The following is a 17,899-nucleotide window of genomic DNA, read 5'->3' as shown; positions in this document are numbered from 1 at the left end:
CATGAAAATGAATAAAAGATAGATTACAGACTAATTCCATTGATGTTTATTTTGAACTGTATACCGACTCCATACTAAAATTGGTATGAACAAAAATAATCCTAATATACAGATCAAAATGAGATATGAGGTATAACCAAGCCAATCGCCTAATATGCCACTCAAGGTATACAGTGCTCCCGCAATAGAAGCCATCAATGCGACTTGGAAAGTAAAATCTGTTCCTGCAAATTCTTTCCGACTGTATTGCATCACCAAGGTTAGAATAATCAACAATAACATCGCAGCGAACATATCTTCTAAAGCATTGATGATATAGATCCACACGACGTTCAATTCAGAAGGTCGAGCCTCATAATGCGATAACCATGCAAATCCAATGAGACTCAATAATTTAAGCAGTGAAAAAGTAATTAAAGCACTTTGACGCGAATAAAACCTAAGTAGCCAACCTGCAATACCTGCTCCGATCAAAGCAGCAAATGCTCCAAGCATGGTCACATTGACACCAATTTGCGTCTTAGATAGTCCTAAATCGACCAACAATGGTTTAAGAATAGGTCCAGACAATCCATCCGTCACTTTAATGCTACACAATACAAAAAACCAAAGTCTGAGTTCTCGATTTTGAAAAAAATATTTTAAGTAATGACTTAAAGCTTTCACGAAACTTTGAGTTTTAGATGATGAATCATCATCTTGATGATTATTGATGCTTTGTGAAGTATGTTGAGGCTCAGGATACAATAATACGGGTAGCGTATTAAATGCCACCAAAATAGCCAAGCATAAAAAAGTGGTTTGCCAAGTCAATGCATCTAATACCCACAATATCGCACCGCCTCCCACAATAAAGCCCAACCTTGAACCAATCACTTGGAACATATTGCCTAAATGCTGTTGTTCACCTTTTAGAATATTCACAGCTAAGCCATCGGTTGCTATATCTTGAGTCGCTCCGATACTATTCATCATCAACAATGCCACGAAAAATCCAAAGAGATATTGAGGTTGATTCAGTGATTGAATGGGGATAAATGATAAGATAATCAATGTGATAATTGTGAGTAACTGAGTGGGTATAATCCAACTGCGGTAATGCCCTTGATTGAACAAATGATGGCGATCAACCAATGGAGCCCATAAAACTTTGAGTGCCCACGGAGCCATCAGCAATCCAAATCCACCAATATGCGTTAAGGAAACACCTTCAGCACGCAGAATCACGGGCAAAGCATGTGTCATAAATCCTACTGGCAATCCTTGCGCCCAATAGAGTGAAAATAAAAGCACATACATTTTGGTATTTGGTGACATGAAAGAGGTATCCTGCAACTGATGTTTTCTTAATCAATCCGTATTGAGATGTCCTTGTCACTTGATTCTTATTCTGCCAATGTATCTCATACACAAGGTCTTTATAATAAGTTTAAAAAGCAATTATACAACGCACAATGAACAATAGATTTCCAAAATTACCATCACAAGTTCCTCAACGCGGTTCAAAGTTGAGTCGAGCAGCGTTCAAACAGCTTTATCTTCGACAAGGCTGGTCTTTTGAAGGAGAATTTCCAAATTTTCCCAAAGCTGTCGCAATTGTGTCCCCCCATACATCAAATTATGATGGACTGTATGCCTTTCTCGCGATGCTTGGCATTGGCATTGAAGTCACAATCTTTGGAAAAGATAGTCTGTTCAAATCTCCACTCAAACATTTACTCAAATGGATCGGGGTGATTCCGGTAAAACGCGATACCCCCCAAGGCTTGACTCAACAAATTGTTCAAGCTATTCATAAACGAGATAGAATTTGGGTGGCAATGGCACCTGAAGGTACACGAAAAAGTGCTAAAAACATTCGCAGCGGTTTTTATCACATTGCCTTAGGTGCAAATATACCAGTGGTAATGTTTGCATTTGATTATGATCATAAAATCATTCGATGTTTAGGAAGCCTCGAAATGACGGGAGACTATGAATCTGATCTGCACAAAATATTAGAATATTATCGTGGAAAAATTTCTCCTAAAAATATGAATCGTTTAGCATTACCCTTTAAAGAACTTTTGTAAAAATGCTAGAAAAATAGACAGCAATCTGTTGAGATATGCCTAAAATTTTGACACTTTTTAGCAGATTAATGTCTATGTCATTGCTCCTCAATCTTCCCAAAATCAGCTTCATTGGCCTGAGTTTATTGGCGCTATCAGGCTGTAACTCTACTGTAAAAAATCCTACACAATCCACTCAAATTCAAGCACGCGAGCCAGTGATCGCCATTGCTCTAGGCGGTGGTGGTGCAAAAGGTTTTGCGCATATTGGTGTATTAAAGGTTTTAGAATCTCATGGTATAAAACCCAAAATTGTTACGGGTACAAGTGCTGGAAGTTTTGTCGGTAGTATTTATGCTTCAGGCAAATCTCCCTATCAACTACAGCAAATTGCACTTCAGCTGAAAGAGTCCGATATTCGTGATTTAACTTTAAATCGACAGGGTGTGGTCCTCGGTCAAAAGCTCCAAGATTATGTCAATCGACAGGTTGGGAACAAACCGATTGAACTATTCCCGATTCGATTTGCTGCAGTTGCCACACGTTTAGATAATGGTAAACGCGCTGATTTCGTCAAAGGTAATACAGGTCAAGCCGTAAGAGCGTCATGTAGTATCCCTAACGTCTTTGTTCCAACAACGATTGGCAAAACCAAATATGTTGATGGTGGACTCGTGAGTCCAATTCCAGTTCAAACTGCCAAAAATATGGGTGCAGATATTGTGATAGCAGTTGATATTTCTGCACGCCCTACAGGTAATAAGCCGATGAGCATGTGGGGACTGTTGGATCAAACGATTAATATTATGGGTCAACAAAGTATCAATACTGAACTCAATGCAGCTACAGTCGTGATTCAGCCAAAAGTTGGCCATTTAGGAACTTTGGATTTGAAAGCCAGCAATGAGGCAATACTTGAAGGTGAGAAAGCAGCGCAACTGAAAATTAAATCAATAGATACCGCAATTGCCAATTTCAAAAAATCTCCTGCTGCTTTCAAACCTGCACCAACAGCTCGCTTTTAAGCATTTTTTATAGGCTTCTCTGCCCTAGTCTGTTATCTTGATATAGATGTTTTCGTCTATAACAAGATAACGATTAGAGTAGATGTATGGACTTATTGATTGAACCTTGGCATTGGTTTGTATTAGGTATTTTGCTCATCCTGTCTGAGCTCATTTTACCGGCCTTTGCTGCACTGTGGTTTGGTATAGCTGCAGTCATTATTAGCATACTCGTGTGGCTATTTCCTTCTATGGGGCTTCCAACTCAAATTATTTTATGGGTTGTACTATCGATTTCATGTACGGTGGTTTGGTTTAAATTTATTAAACCACTTTCCGTTGATAAGACTAAAGCGGGTCTCTCACGTGAAGCGACAATCGGACAAGTTGGGATGGTGATTCAAATTGGTCATGAACCTGAATTGGTCAAAGTTCGTTTTCAGCTTCCAGTTCTCGGCTCTGACGAATGGAATTGCAGAACACTGAGCCCTGTTCAGGTCGGTGATCGTGTCAGAGTTACAGATATTTTAGGTAATGAGCTGGTCGTTCAAGCGCACAATAACCTCAATTCACCGTTATAAACAATAATTCTTAAAGGAGTAGAAATGTCTGGTTCAATTATTGCCATCGCATTTTTGGCATTCGTCGGGATCACTATTTTTAAAGGGGTTCGTATTGTTCCTCAAGGCTATAAATGGATCGTACAACGTCTGGGTAAATACCATACAACCTTAAGTCCAGGTCTAAACTTTGTGATTCCTTATGTTGATGAAGTCGCATATAAAGTCACGACAAAAGATATCGTTCTCGATATTCCATCTCAGGAAGTAATTACAAGAGATAACGCAGTTCTTTTAATGAACGCTGTTGCCTATATCAACATTACTACACCAGAAAAAGCAGTCTACGGTATCGAAAACTATACTTGGGCGATCCAAAACCTTGTCCAAACTTCTTTACGTTCAATCGTCGGTGAAATGGACTTGGATGATGCTTTATCTTCACGTGATCATATTAAAGCGAAGCTGAAAGCAGCAATTTCTGATGATATTTCAGATTGGGGAATTACGCTTAAAACGGTTGAAATCCAAGATATTCAACCATCAGGTACGATGCAATCCGCAATGGAAGCACAAGCCGCAGCTGAACGTCAGCGTCGTGCGACAGTGACACGTGCTGATGGTGAGAAACAAGCTGCGATTCTGGAAGCTGAAGGTCGTCTTGAAGCATCACGTCGTGATGCTGAGGCTCAAGTTGTACTCGCTGAAGCTTCAGAAAAAGCCATTAACATGGTTACCAATGCTGTAGGCGACAAAGAAATTCCTGTCGCTTATCTACTTGGTGAACAATATGTAAAAGCAATGCAGGATATGGCTAAATCTAATAATGCTAAAACTGTGGTATTGCCTGCTGACATCATGAATACGATTCGTGGGGTAATGGGTCGTAATAATCCTTAAATCGCTCAAACACTCTTCAAAATTTAAAAAGGCAGCTTCGGCTGCCTTTGTTATTGATATGACTCAAGATTCAATTCTTCAGCATTTATTTTAAATTTATGGTTAAATTTCGCATCCTGAAAGATTGCATGAAAACAATCTATCGTCTAACTGCATCATGGAAATTGTATGAGCACCTTTGATCCCACCTTAATCACTTTCTTGTTCTATATTGTCGCCATGGTCGTGATTGGTTTAATCGCGTATCGAGCGACCACGAACTTTTCAGATTATATTTTGGGTGGACGACGCTTGGGAAGTTTTGTAACAGCCCTTTCAGCTGGTGCTTCTGACATGAGTGGCTGGTTACTTATGGGTTTGCCAGGTGCTATTTATCTTTCTGGTCTATCAGAAATGTGGATTGCAATTGGTTTAATTATTGGTGCATGGCTCAACTGGCTGTTAGTGGCAGGACGTCTCAGAGTTCATACTGAAGTTCAACACAATGCCCTTACACTCCCAGATTACTTTTCCAATCGTTTTAATGATCAGAAAAAAATTCTACGAATCGTTTCTGCATTTGTCATTTTAATCTTCTTTGCCATTTATTGTGCTTCAGGCATGGTGGCAGGCGCTCGATTATTTGAAAGTATGTTTGATCTTTCTTACAGCACTGCCCTTTGGATTAGTGCAATTGCAACGATCAGTTACGTTTTTATTGGTGGGTTCTTGGCTGTTTCTTGGACAGACACCATCCAAGCGGGATTAATGATTTTTGCCTTATTGCTTACCCCCATCGTGGCTTTACTGACTTTTTCAGATTTATCTCAAGTGAATTTAGCACTTGAAGCAGCGCGACCAGAAGCAAGCAGTTTAATGGGTAATTTAAGTACCGTCGCAATTATTTCATTACTGGCTTGGGGTTTAGGCTATTTCGGACAACCTCATATTCTCGTACGTTTTATGGCTGCTGATTCAGTTAAATCGATTCCTAATGCTCGTCGTATTGGTATGACTTGGATGATTCTGTGCCTTGGTGGTGCAGTGGCTGCTGGATATGTCGGTATTGCTTATTTTCAGCAAAATCCACAGTTCGCTAATATTGTGAATGCTAACCCTGAAACTGTATTTATGGAGTTAACGAAAGTTCTATTTAACCCATGGATCGCCGGCATTGTATTAGCTGCAATTTTGGCTGCGGTAATGAGTACATTGAGTTGTCAACTTCTTGTATGTTCAAGCACTTTAACCGAAGATTTTTATAAATCTTTCATCCGTAAAACTGCTTCTCAAAAAGAACTGGTTTGGGTGGGTCGCTTGATGGTGCTACTGATAGCTTTACTTGCGATTGTTTTAGCGTCAAACCCTGAATCTAAAGTACTTGGTCTAGTTGCCTACGCTTGGGCAGGCTTTGGGGCAGCATTTGGCCCGCTCATTATTCTGTCTTTATTCTGGAAACGCATGACATTAAATGGCGCTTTGGCGGGGATGATCATTGGTGCAGTGACCGTTATTGTATGGAAAAATATTTGGGCTGATACTGGAATCTATGAAATCATTCCTGGCTTTATTTGCTCTCTCATCGCAATCATTGTTGTGAGTTTATTAGGTAAGCAACCAAATTCTGATGTTACAGACCGATTTGACGAAGCAGACCGATTATATAAAGCGACAAAATAACAAATGAAAAAGAGGACTTTCTGTCCTCTTTTTTTAACTCTTTCGAGCAAGTAAAAAAGCTGAAATTTGTTTAAGTTCAGATGCTGAATCACCAAAATAATCTAAAGCACTAATGGCTTGCTGATGAAGCTTATTTGCATATTCTTTTGCAGCATCTAAACCCAATAAAGCTGGGTATGTTGATTTTTCTACAAGTTCATCTTTTCCAGCGGTCTTTCCAAGCGTTTCAGTATCCGAAACTATATCTAAAATATCATCTTGTACTTGAAATGCTAAACCTAATGCTTGACCAAATTCACGCAATTTCGGTATTCCTGCATCTACACCGTCCATCACTGTCACTGCTGACATCATGATTGCGGCCTGAATCAGTGCACCAGTTTTATTACGATGAATATTTTCCAATGCTTCCTGATCAATTTTCTTGCCTTCCGCTTGCAAATCTAGGACTTGACCACAAACCATCTTAGAAGATGATGTCGCCAATATCTGCATTTGCTTCAACACAATAGAAGGATCTACAGTCACTTGTGTATCAAAAAGTCGACTTCCTAAAACCTCAAATGCCATCGACTGCAAGATATCTCCCGCAAGTAGTGCTGTATCTTCACCATATGCAACATGGCAAGTTGGTTGACCACGACGCAACAAATCATTATCCATACATGGTAAGTCGTCATGAGCAAGTGAATAGCAATGAATTAACTCGACTGCAACTGCTGCACGTCGCACAGCAGCAAAATTTTTATGATCTTCACTTAATTCTGCTGTTGCATACGCTAAAGCTGGACGAACCCGTTTTCCACCTAACATGACTGCATGATTTACAGCACTTTTCAAAGGCTCTGGAATGAAAAATGCATCTAGGGCAATTTTCAGATCCTGTTGGATTTGCTGTTGAGCACGTTGTAATACTTCACTATTCACAGAGATATGTACTGTCACTGCCGTCTTTGAACCTCAAGTTATACCGTTTCAAGTCGGTATATATAAAATTGTCCTTATTCTACAACCAATTGTGATTGCTACAAAACACAATGCTGATTTGTTTTATTTAGTGATAGATTTAAATGAAGAGTGACTATTCATCCAACACATGAATCGAGTTTCGACCCAATACATGTGCAATGTCAACCGCACGATCTAAGGTTTCTAATATTTGCTTTTCTGAGTACATTTTCTGGCAATTAGGATGAAAAATCCCAATCGCACACGTGAGTACCTCATCCTCTTGAGGATCGAAATAAATTTTTTCACGGACCAATGTTTGTTTTAGGCGTTCAGCAATGGTGAGAATTTTCCAAGGAGTCGATTCTTGAATCACCAAGATAAAACTTGCAGAATTCAAACGATAGACTTCTGCTAAATCTTGATTCAACTCCTCTTTAATCAGAGATCCAATACGACTCAAAATTTCATCACCAATGGTATAACTATTGAGCTGATTAAACTTTTTAAAATTTTCGACTTCAAACTTGATAAAAGAATAATTTTTCCGCTCTTGAATAAGGAAGCGATCTTTTAAAAACTGTTCAAATGCCAGCTTATTGCTCATCCCAGTCACAGGGTCCAAATATAGCTCTTCAAACAACCTTTTATTATTTTGGATCAAGACACGTTCACGTCTTTTCAATTTTGTTATATCTGCACATACGATCAACACGCAATCCAAAGAGGATGATTTATCTCTTAAAGCACTAAAATAAATTTGAAAAAAATGCCCTTTTGAATAGAACTCATTTTCAATTTTGTATAAACGTGAATCATTTCGAAACAATTGCAGCGCATCTTGAAATAATTGGTAAACCGTCGTTGATACGAAACCTAATTTCTTTCCGAGTAAATAGAGTGCATCACTCTCATAGATATCAGCAAATAATTGATTTGCACTAATAAATACACCATCATGCTGAACTAGCGCCACAGGCACAGGGATTTTGGCAATCACAGATACCAAATCTAATTTATTTGTAGCATGAATTTGGTTTAGAAACTCTTGATCAATCTTGGGCGTATCCTGCTCAAAATTATTATCCTTCTTCATTGGTCTTTCTCATTTTAATTATTCGTGGAGCGAAGGCTATTCAGCAACTTAATTTTATGAATTCGGTGAATATAATCACGTTGACTTATTTCCTTAATATAACATGTCAAAATTGTCATAGTCTCAATTATTTATGAGTGAATCGTACTGTTAGTAATGCTTTCAGGCTAATTTAGTATACTTATCACATATTTTATGCGCGTAAAAAAACCACTCGAAAGTGGTTTTTTTATTTTAAAACGTATCGCCAGGAATTCGCACCCATCCTTCCATGAGTACTCGAGCACTGCGACTCATAATGGCCTTTTTTACAGTCCATTGCTCATTAATTTTCTCCGCTTCAGCGCCCACTCTGAGTGTTCCAGAAGGATGCCCAAATCTGACTGATTTTTTTTCACCACCACCTGAGGCTAAATTGACTAATGTTCCAGGAATTGCAGCAGCGGTTCCAATCGCTACAGCTGCGGTTCCCATCATGGCATGGTGTAGTTTACCCATAGATAAAGCACGAACCGTCAAGTCGATCTCATCAGCGTGTACTGCTTTTCCGCTAGATGAGATGTAATTTTTAGGCGCAGATACAAATGCAATTTTAGGTGTATGCTGACGTTGAACCGCTTCATCAATATGCTGAATAATACCCATCTTTACAGCACCATAAGCACGAATTTTTTCAAACTTGGCCAAGGCCTCGACATCATTATTGATATGATCCTGAAGTTCAGTTCCTTCATACCCTAAGTCTGAAGCACACATAAAAATAGTTGGAATACCCGCATTAATCAGCGTCACCTGAAAGCGACCAATATCTGGGACTTCCAGCTCATCAACCACATTTCCTGTGGGAAACATGGCAGCCCCATCCTCTCCATCATCTGCGGGATCTAAAAACTCTATTTGCACCTCAGCAGCTGGAAATGTTACCCCATCAAGCTCGAAATCACCTGTTTCCTGAACCTGACCATTTGTGATTGGGACATGCGCAATAATCGTTTTCTGAATATTGACCTGCCAAATCTTTACCGTACAAATCCCATTCTCTGGAATCTTTTCTGCACTCACGAGACCATTTGAAATCGCAAATGAGCCTACAGCAGCCGTAAGATTGCCACAATTACCACTCCAGTCGACGAATGGTCGATCAATTGCAACCTGTCCAAAAAGATAATCTACATCATGATCAGGTTGAGCGCTTTTAGAGAGAATGACTGTCTTACTGGTACTAGATGAAGCACCACCCATTCCATCGATTTGTTTGCCATAAGGATCAGGGCTTCCTATCACACGTAATAAGATCTGATCTCTTGCTTTACCTGGAACTTGAGCTTCTTTGGGTAAATCATTTAAGTTAAAGAAAACACCTTTACTCGTTCCTCCACGCATATAAGTGGCTGGAATTTTAATTTGTGGTGTTGAACTCATAGCTCATTCCTTCTCTTTTAATATTTGTTATCAATCGTGATTTTTAGTTCAATACAGTATAAATGATTTTTTATGTGAACATGAGCACTTAACACTATGGTATGAATTTCCATCAATTACGATAGATTAAATTTAATTCACTCTCACAAAAACAAATTCTAATAAAATTAAATGATTGATTAAAAAATAATTAAATCATTTTTCTATAATAATTTTATTTTATTTAAATCATAAAAAACATTCATGAACGCTGACGTACTAGGCTAATGCAATTTGATCTATTACAATCTTGTAACTTATTTCAATCGTCGGGCTGAATACTTTGAATAACAAGTCTTCACAACTTCAGCGTGGCTTAAAGAATCGTCATATCCAATTAATCGCTATGGGTGGTGCAATTGGTACAGGCTTATTTTTAGGTTCCGCACACGTGATCCAATCTGCCGGCCCATCTATTATTTTGGGTTATGCAATTGGTGGTTTAATTGCTTTTTTAATTATGCGCCAATTAGGCGAAATGATTGTTCATGAACCTGTTGCAGGATCATTTAGTCATTTTGCAAATAAATATTGGGGTAAGTTTCCTGGATTCCTAGCAGGTTGGAACTATTGGATTCTTTATATTTTGGTCGCGATGACCGAATTAACAGCTGTTGCAAAATATATTAACTATTGGTGGCCTCACATTCCTGCTTGGTCATCAGTTCTTTTCTTCTTTATTATCATTACCTTAGTTAACCTCTGTAATGTTAAATTTTATGGAGAATCAGAGTTTTGGCTGTCTATTATTAAAGTAGCAGCTGTCGTGTCGATGATTATCTTCGGTCTATTCTTGTTGTTTACAGCAGGATCTGACTCTACTGCATCATTCAGTAATCTTTGGACTCACGGTGGTTTCTTCCCTCATGGATTCGAAGGTTTATTCTTCATGTTGGCATTCCTGATGTTCGCCTTTGGTGGTATTGAACTGATTGGTATGGCGGCAGCTGAGGCTGAAAATCCAGAGAAAACGATTCCTAAAGCAATTAATCAAGTTGTTTTCCGTATTCTGATTTTCTATGTTGGGTCGCTTACAATTCTTCTTTCTTTAGTTCCATGGAATCAACTGCAACTTGGTGGTCTAGATAAAAGTCCATTCGTAATGATCTTCAGTCAACTGGGTATTGATTGGGCTGCTCACCTGCTCAACTTTATTATTTTGACTGCTGCGCTATCAGTATATAACAGTGGAATGTACGCGAATAGCCGTATGCTTTTTGGTTTAGCAAAACAAGGGAATGCCCCTAAAATTTTTGAAAAAACCAATAAACAAGGTGTACCTGTTCCTGCGGTATTGTTGTCAGCAGTGTTAATTTTCGGATGTGTTTTATTAAACTATTTTGCACCTGAAGATGCTTTAAGTAATTTAATTTATATTGTTGTTGGTGCTCTAGTACTTAACTGGGCGATGATTGCGTTGACTCACTTGAAATTTAAACAAGCGATGAAAGTGTCAAATACCACTTCAAAATTTCCTGCTCTATGGTCACCAGCCAGTAACTATTTGGTTCTTGGGTTTATTATTGTCGTGCTTTACATCATGTGGACTCAGGGCTTAAGCGGTGCTGTGATCATGATTCCGATCTGGATTATCCTGATGTTGGTATTATTTAAATTACTTTACCGAAAATAGTAAGACGCATTAAAAAAGTTATTGCTAAGCAATAACTTTTTTTCAAAAATTTTTTGATCAGATTAGTATGCGTCCTTAGCTTAACTGGATAGAGCAGTTGCCTCCTAAGTGACCGGCGTGGGTTCGAGTCCCGCAGGGCGCACCATTTTCTGAGATTAATACACTTATCAACAAATTGACCCAAAATAAAAAAAATAATGTCATTTCAGTCAAATTTTTGTTGCATCTCATTACCTTTATGATATGTTGTTTGTAGAGTAAAAAATAAACATTTTAGCATAAATCGTTTATCTATCAGCTCTTAAGGAAATAACTAAAAAAATTCTATTAAATTAAAAATTCACATTATCTAAGGATAGATAACATGAAATTAAAAACCATCAGTGCATCTGTATTATTTGCTTTATTACCGATTTCTGGGGCTTATGCAGCCGCAATGGATCGCTCAGGTCAATCGATAGGAGCATTTTTACAACCCAATAACTACTTTGAAGCTGGTATCTCCATTATTGACCCTGATGTATCTGGAAAAAATCAATTGGGTCCAATTAGTGATATGGGTGATGATTATTATTTTCCAAGCGCAGCTTTGAAATTACAACTTAACGAAAATTTCTCTTTCGGTATTCTATACGATCAGCCATTTGGGGCATCTGCAACTTATACAGATGGTATGATTCCTGATGATGGAGCCTTAGGTAATCGGCCACTTGCAGGCACTAATGTAAAAGTTAATTCAAATAACATTACTGCTCTTTTCGGCTTTCAACCTAATGAACAATGGAACTTTTATGCAGGCGGTGTGTATCAAGATGTGAGAGGCAACTTAACACTATCTAGTATTGGTTATAATTCAACTTTTAAACGTGATGAAGGCTACGGTTGGTTAGCAGGAGCAGCTTTTCAAATACCAGAAATTGCATTAAAAGTGTCTTTGACTTATAGATCTGAAATTGATCATGAGCTTGACACTACTGAAAATTCAAATTTAGTCGTTGGTGTAATTAACAATCAAGTTGCAACAATTGATGGACTAGTGGCATTAGCAAACGGAACACTTACATTTGAGCAAGTGGTAAGTTCTCTGCCTATTTCTGCAGAAGATAAAGCTCAAGCATTAGCAGCAAATAGTTTACGAAACAAACTACTTAATTCTGATTCAGAAAAAACTAAAATCTCCACACCTCAATCCGTTAATTTAGATTTCCAAACTGGCATTATGGCCAATACAGTTGCTTTTGCGAATGTACGATGGGTCGAATGGGGTGGCTATGGTATAGATATTGATAAATTTGGAAGTATTACCCAATTATTATCAGGTCAACGACAAAATATTATCGATTATGATAAAGATCAATGGTCTGCCACAGTTGGTGTTGGGCGAAAAATTAATGAAAAATGGGGTGGTGCTATTTCTGCCGGCTGGGATTCAGGTGCTGGTAATCCTGTAACTGCACTTGGTCCAACTGAAGGTTATTGGAATGTCGGATTAAGTGCACAGTTTAGTCCTACTCCAGCAACTTTTATCGGTGGAGGCGTCAAATATTTTTGGTTAGGAGATGCTGAAGCTCGTTCTGTTGGCAAATATGTCGGTAATTTTGAAGATAACAATGCTTGGGCATATGGCCTAAAAATGGGTTATCGTTTCTAAACTCTATTCATTTTTTGAAGAGCACTTAAGTGCTCTTTTTTATTTAATCATGAATGCCGTTGACTGACTGTATAGTTCATTTATAAATTAACGATAAGATACTGTCATTCAAAATTAAATAATTCATAAATTCAATAATTTATATAAAAATAAAATTCCTATTATTTTTATCAGAATTAAAATTCAATTATAAATTTATTTCCTTAGAGTATTTACTCTGATTCTTAATGTGTTATTTTGTGAACATAAGATTTAGGATCAGTTTAAGATAACTAATCCTCAATTCAATTGGAAAATACAAAATAATTCATTGAAGAAGATCAGGGAAAATTCAAGTGAAATTAACAAAATTATCAGCTGCTGTATTATTCGGTTTAGCATCATCAGGCACTTTTGCTGCTGCATTAGATCGTTCTGGACAATCTATTTCATCATTCCTTCAACCAGGAAATTACTTTGAAGCAGGTATCTCAATTTTAGATCCATCTGTCTCTGGTAAAGATTTATCGGGTAATCATACTGGAGATATGGCTGGTGATTACTACTTCCCTACCGCAGCTTTAAAAATACAAGCGACTGATAATATTTCAGTGGGTCTTTTATATGATCAACCTTTTGGTGCAGATGCTGAATACACAGGAACAAATAATTTTGTCGCTAGCCCAGCCGATGGTGTATTACCTGGAACTGCTTTGACAAATGGATTACCAGTAGTGACTGCTAATCCAACAGGAAGCTTTAACGGTATACCTGTAATCACAGATCCGTCTACTGGATTACCAGTTGCAATCGGTTTAGGAACTCAAATAACTGGAAACACATCTGTCGAAGTTGATACTCAAAACTTATCACTGATTTTAGGCTACCAACCTACAGAAAATTTTAACTTTTATGGTGGTGCAGTCTATCAAACAGTTAAAGGTAACGTAAAACTTCGTGGTTCAGCATATAGCTTATTTAATGGTTATGATGCTGATATTCCTGAAGACAATGCCTTTGGATGGTTAGCTGGCGCAGCATATCAAATTCCTGAGATTGCGCTTAAAGCATCGATTACTTATCGTTCCGAAATTGATCATAAAGTCAATGTTAATGAAAGTATTCCTCTCATTGCGCCTCTAGGTTCTTTACTAGTGGCTTCTGGAGCATTACCAGGTTCAGCTTTAGCAGGTCTTAATTCATCTGGTGAAACTAAAATCACTACACCACAATCTGTAAATTTAGATTTACAATCTGGCATTATGGCTAACACGGTTGCTTTCGCTAATATCCGTTGGGTAGACTGGTCAAGTTTCTCTATACGCCCTCATAAATTTGGTCAATTATCAGAGCTTGCTGGTGGACTATTACCATCTTTGGGCAAACCTAATGGATTTAACCTAGTTGATTATTCTAAAGATCAATGGTCTGTAACAACAGGTGTAGGTCGTAAATTTAACGAGCAATGGGCTGGTAATGTTTCAGTTGGATGGGATTCAGGTGCAGGCAATCCTGTAACGACACTTGGACCAACAGAAGGTTATTGGAATGTAGGTTTAGGTCTTCAATATAGCCCTACTCCAGCTACGTTTATTGCAGGTGGTGTTAAATACTTCTGGTTAGGTGATGCTGATGCTCAGACAGGTGCACATAGCGCAGCAGGAAAGTTTGAAGACAATGACGCTTTAGCTTATGGTCTTAAAATCGGCTATAAATTCTAATCATTCATCAATAAAAAAAGACCACAATCATGTGGTCTTTTTTTATTTTTATACAAGTATAAATTAATTGTTTGTTATATCATCATTTAAAATAAAAAAACGACACAAACTACAATTCCTTTTTTGCTCAATAATACTTTTTAAAAACATGGACATAATTATTTAGCCTCATAATTTGATAATGAAGTAATATAAATTTGATTATATTTCAACCACTTCCGAGTATTTACTCTTTTTTTATTTGTGTTATTTTTCATGCAATTTTTTCGCCATATGGCATTCATGGATGAACATCATGAAATTTAAAGTACTTTCATACTCAGTCTTATTGTCTACGCTCCCATTAACTTCAATTAACGCCGCAGGATTAGATCGTTCAGGTCAGTCGATTTCAGCATTTCTCCAATCAGGTAATTATGCAGAAGCTGGCATTTCTGTTTTAGATCCCACCGTTAAAGGTTCTTCCACAGTGATTAATAAAATCACTGGTCAGGATTTAACAGGCGAAAAAATTACAGATATGGGCAGTGATTATTATTTTGTAAACACTGCTCTTAAACTACAGGTTACTGACCAAGTTTCTTTAGGTTTAATTTACGATCAGCCTTTTGGTGCAGATGCATTATACGATGCTAAAAATCAATCATTTGGCAATAGTTTAAGTGGTACATCAGTTGAAGTTAAGACACAAAATTTAACTGCACTCATTGGTTATCAACCCACTGAAAATTGGAATTTTTATGCTGGTCCAGTATGGCAAACAGTTGAAGCTGATATCAATTTAAAAGGTAGTGCATACCAAGTCTTAAATGGCTATAACATCCATGTAGACCAAAAAGAAGCTTACGGCTGGATTGCAGGTACTGCATACCAAATTCCAAAAATTGCATTAAAAGCATCTATCACTTATCGCTCTGAGATTAAACACAAAGCTCAGTCGAATGAAACCTCGCTCCTTCCACTTTACGCCGATGCATTAAAAAAGCCTGAGTTTAATAGATTAGATAAGATCGCTGCAGTAACTGAAGCAGTTACTCCACAATCTGTAAATATTGATTTACAGTCTGGAATTGCAACAAACACTTTGGCGTTTGCTAACCTGCGTTGGGTTCATTGGGATCAATTTACGGTTACACCTAAATTACTTGGATTAGTTGGACAGGACCTCATTTCGTATTCTGATGATCAGTACTCTGCAACCTTAGGTGTTGCACATAAATTTAATGATCAATGGGCAGCAACCACAACTGTAGGCTATGACTCTGGAGCTGGAAACCCTGTAACCACTTTAGGTCCAACTGAAGGTTATTGGAGTGTAGGCTTAGGTGGTCAATTCAACCCATCACAGCAAAGCTTTATTCAAGCTGGTGTTAAATATTTCTGGTTAGGCGATGCAACTGCTCAAACGGGTGGCATAAATGTTGGAGAATTCAGCAACAATTATGCATTAGGTTATGGCATGAAAATCGGGTATCGATTCTAACAATTGTTATAAAAAAAGGACGCTAAAGCGTCCTTTTTTCAAAGTAATAACTTAGGCTGGAATATCACGTACAGAAGCGTTGCGGATCGCTTCTTTCAATGCAGCATAACCATTAATCGCAGGAAATTGTGGGAATTCTGCAATTACATTATCCGGCGCATCAAATAAGAAACCTTGATCTGCTTCACCGAGCATCGTAGTATCGTTATACGAGTCGCCTGCAGCAATTACACGGAAATTTAAACCGTGTAAAGCTTGCACTGCTTTACGTTTTTGATCAGGTTGACGTAGTTTATAATTTGTAATCATACCATTTTCGTCAGTTTCTAATTTGTGACAGAAAATCGTAGGCCAACCTAACTGCTTCATCAATGGATGAGCAAATTCATAGAATGTGTCTGATAAAATGATGAGTTGGAAATGAGTACGTACCCACTCGACAAACTCCTTAGCGCCTTCAAACGGTCCCATATCTGCAATAACAGCTTGAATGTCATTTAAACCTAAACCATGCTGTTTAAGAATATTTAAACGCTGAGTCATGAGCACATCGTAGTCTGGAATATCTCGAGTTGTTGCTTCAAGCTCTTTAATTCCTGTTTTTTTTGCAAAATTAATCCAAATTTCAGGAACCAAAACGCCTTCAAGATCTAGACAAACGATTTCCATGATACTGCCCTCAGCATTAATAAAATTTGCAATATCATAGCCGAAGATTGTTGAATATCGATGTAATTTTTTAAATCTATTTTATTCATAAGTATTTATTTTTATTTCATAAGATAAATCTCTGAATTCAACTAAAATATACATCAAATATTTTAATATAGGACTTGTTGTTTCCAAGCCTATATCGCCAGGATTCTCATGACTACCATTCCAAGCATAGATTTAATTGATGCACTTGCATCAGAGTATGAAGATAAATCCCCTTCGGAAATTATAGCCTTAGCTTTAAATCAAACAGGTGAAATTGCCATTTCATTTTCAGGTGCTGAAGATGTTGTATTGATTGATATGGCTGCAAATTTAGGTAAACCTTTTCGCGTGTTTAGTCTAGATACAGGTCGCTTGCATTCAGAAACTTATCAATTTATTGAGACTGTTCGTAAGCACTATAATATCAACATTGAAATATGTTTCCCGGAAGCTGAAGCTGTTCAGAATCTGGTCAACGAAAAAGGACTGTTTAGCTTTTATCAAGATGATCATAAAGAGTGTTGTGGTATCCGTAAGGTTCAACCTCTTCGTAAAAAGTTAGCAACACTTGATGGTTGGATCACGGGTCAACGTAAAGATCAAAGTCCGGGTACACGTACTGAAATTCCAGTGATTCAAGCTGATCTAGGTTTTTCAGGTGAAGGTAAACAACTCATTAAATACAACCCTTTGGCGAATTGGACGAGTGCTGACGTTTGGAATTATATTCGCATGATGGAAATTCCATATAATCCATTGCATGAAAAAGGTTTTATTTCAATTGGATGTGAACCATGCACGCGTCCAGTACTTCCAAATCAGCACGAGCGTGAAGGTCGTTGGTGGTGGGAAGAAGCAACGCATAAAGAATGTGGTTTACATTCAGGTAATTTAAAAAAGTAAAAACTGTCTCACAAAGTTTTAAGCCACTGATTTAAAGTGGCTTTTTTGTACTGACCATTCATTAAAAAAATTTATGCCCCCTCCAACAAATACGTCTATACTGATCTCTTGGATTGATAATTCTAAAAAACAATTTTAGAAATTTGCAGTG

Annotated in this window: 15 protein-coding genes and 1 tRNA gene; 11 read left to right on the top strand and 5 right to left on the bottom strand. The window is 37.7% G+C overall.

The window, feature by feature from the left end; translation table 11 throughout:
* Positions 1–30 precede the first annotated feature (30 nt).
* Positions 31–1,317, bottom strand: a complete 1,287-nt coding sequence (locus AC1M83_RS09285; protein WP_481590504.1) for an MFS transporter — start codon at positions 1,315–1,317, stop codon at positions 31–33.
* Positions 1,318–1,454: 137 nt separating this feature from the next.
* Between AC1M83_RS09285 and AC1M83_RS09280 the strand changes: the two genes are divergently transcribed.
* The 5 genes from AC1M83_RS09280 to putP all read left to right on the top strand — a co-directional run bounded on the left by AC1M83_RS09280 (position 1,455) and on the right by putP (position 6,174).
* Positions 1,455–2,072 (top strand): lysophospholipid acyltransferase family protein, encoded by a 618-nt coding sequence (locus AC1M83_RS09280; protein WP_481590503.1) that lies wholly within the window; start codon positions 1,455–1,457, stop codon positions 2,070–2,072.
* Positions 2,073–2,146: 74 nt separating this feature from the next.
* The gene (locus tag AC1M83_RS09275; RefSeq protein WP_481590515.1) at positions 2,147–3,076 is read left to right on the top strand and encodes a patatin-like phospholipase family protein; all 930 of its coding nucleotides are present in this window, start codon (positions 2,147–2,149) and stop codon (positions 3,074–3,076) included.
* A gap of 86 nt (positions 3,077–3,162) precedes the next feature.
* Entirely contained in the window at positions 3,163–3,636 is a 474-nt protein-coding gene (locus AC1M83_RS09270; protein WP_180028098.1) for an NfeD family protein, read from the top strand.
* A gap of 24 nt (positions 3,637–3,660) precedes the next feature.
* Positions 3,661–4,515 (top strand): SPFH domain-containing protein, encoded by an 855-nt coding sequence (locus AC1M83_RS09265; RefSeq protein ID WP_035268029.1) that lies wholly within the window; start codon positions 3,661–3,663, stop codon positions 4,513–4,515.
* 168 nt (positions 4,516–4,683) lie between these two features.
* Entirely contained in the window at positions 4,684–6,174 is a 1,491-nt protein-coding gene (gene putP / locus AC1M83_RS09260) for a sodium/proline symporter PutP (protein WP_092767008.1), read from the top strand.
* Positions 6,175–6,207: 33 nt separating this feature from the next.
* Here putP and AC1M83_RS09255 read toward each other — a convergent pair whose 3' ends face one another.
* The 3 genes from AC1M83_RS09255 to prpF form a co-directional block, all read right to left on the bottom strand.
* Entirely contained in the window at positions 6,208–7,119 is a 912-nt protein-coding gene (locus AC1M83_RS09255) for a polyprenyl synthetase family protein (RefSeq protein ID WP_092767007.1), read from the bottom strand.
* 136 nt (positions 7,120–7,255) lie between these two features.
* Complete coding sequence (locus AC1M83_RS09250; RefSeq protein WP_481590502.1) at positions 7,256–8,218, bottom strand: GGDEF domain-containing protein; 963 nt, start codon at positions 8,216–8,218, stop codon at positions 7,256–7,258.
* A 234-nt stretch (positions 8,219–8,452) separates the two neighbouring features.
* Positions 8,453–9,640: a 2-methylaconitate cis-trans isomerase PrpF gene (prpF, locus tag AC1M83_RS09245; protein WP_481590501.1), complete on the bottom strand. Its 1,188-nt coding sequence runs from the start codon at positions 9,638–9,640 to the stop codon at positions 8,453–8,455.
* A gap of 322 nt (positions 9,641–9,962) precedes the next feature.
* On the opposite strand from prpF, the gene AC1M83_RS09240 reads away from it, so the two are divergent.
* The 5 genes from AC1M83_RS09240 to AC1M83_RS09220 all read left to right on the top strand — a co-directional run bounded on the left by AC1M83_RS09240 (position 9,963) and on the right by AC1M83_RS09220 (position 16,146).
* Positions 9,963–11,312: an amino acid permease gene (locus tag AC1M83_RS09240; protein WP_481589109.1), complete on the top strand. Its 1,350-nt coding sequence runs from the start codon at positions 9,963–9,965 to the stop codon at positions 11,310–11,312.
* 69 nt (positions 11,313–11,381) lie between these two features.
* Positions 11,382–11,457 (top strand) — tRNA-Arg (locus AC1M83_RS09235).
* A 219-nt stretch (positions 11,458–11,676) separates the two neighbouring features.
* Positions 11,677–12,963, top strand: coding sequence for an OmpP1/FadL family transporter (locus AC1M83_RS09230; protein WP_179998572.1), 1,287 nt, complete (start codon positions 11,677–11,679; stop codon positions 12,961–12,963).
* Between the two features lie 335 nt (positions 12,964–13,298).
* Positions 13,299–14,663: an OmpP1/FadL family transporter gene (locus tag AC1M83_RS09225; protein ID WP_092767002.1), complete on the top strand. Its 1,365-nt coding sequence runs from the start codon at positions 13,299–13,301 to the stop codon at positions 14,661–14,663.
* A 295-nt stretch (positions 14,664–14,958) separates the two neighbouring features.
* On the top strand, positions 14,959–16,146 hold the full coding sequence (locus tag AC1M83_RS09220; RefSeq protein WP_481590500.1) for an OmpP1/FadL family transporter: 1,188 nt from the start codon (positions 14,959–14,961) through the stop codon (positions 16,144–16,146).
* A gap of 51 nt (positions 16,147–16,197) precedes the next feature.
* On the opposite strand, the gene thrH is transcribed toward AC1M83_RS09220, so the two are convergent.
* Positions 16,198–16,815, bottom strand: a complete 618-nt coding sequence (gene thrH, locus AC1M83_RS09215; protein WP_035269809.1) for a bifunctional phosphoserine phosphatase/homoserine phosphotransferase ThrH — start codon at positions 16,813–16,815, stop codon at positions 16,198–16,200.
* Between the two features lie 198 nt (positions 16,816–17,013).
* On the opposite strand from thrH, the gene AC1M83_RS09210 reads away from it, so the two are divergent.
* Positions 17,014–17,748, top strand: coding sequence for a phosphoadenylyl-sulfate reductase (locus AC1M83_RS09210; RefSeq protein WP_035269807.1), 735 nt, complete (start codon positions 17,014–17,016; stop codon positions 17,746–17,748).
* Positions 17,749–17,899: the final 151 nt, after the last annotated feature.

Source organism: Acinetobacter sp. 25-47-130 (assembly GCF_056779705.1).
This window is presented reverse-complemented; position numbering and strand designations above follow the sequence as displayed.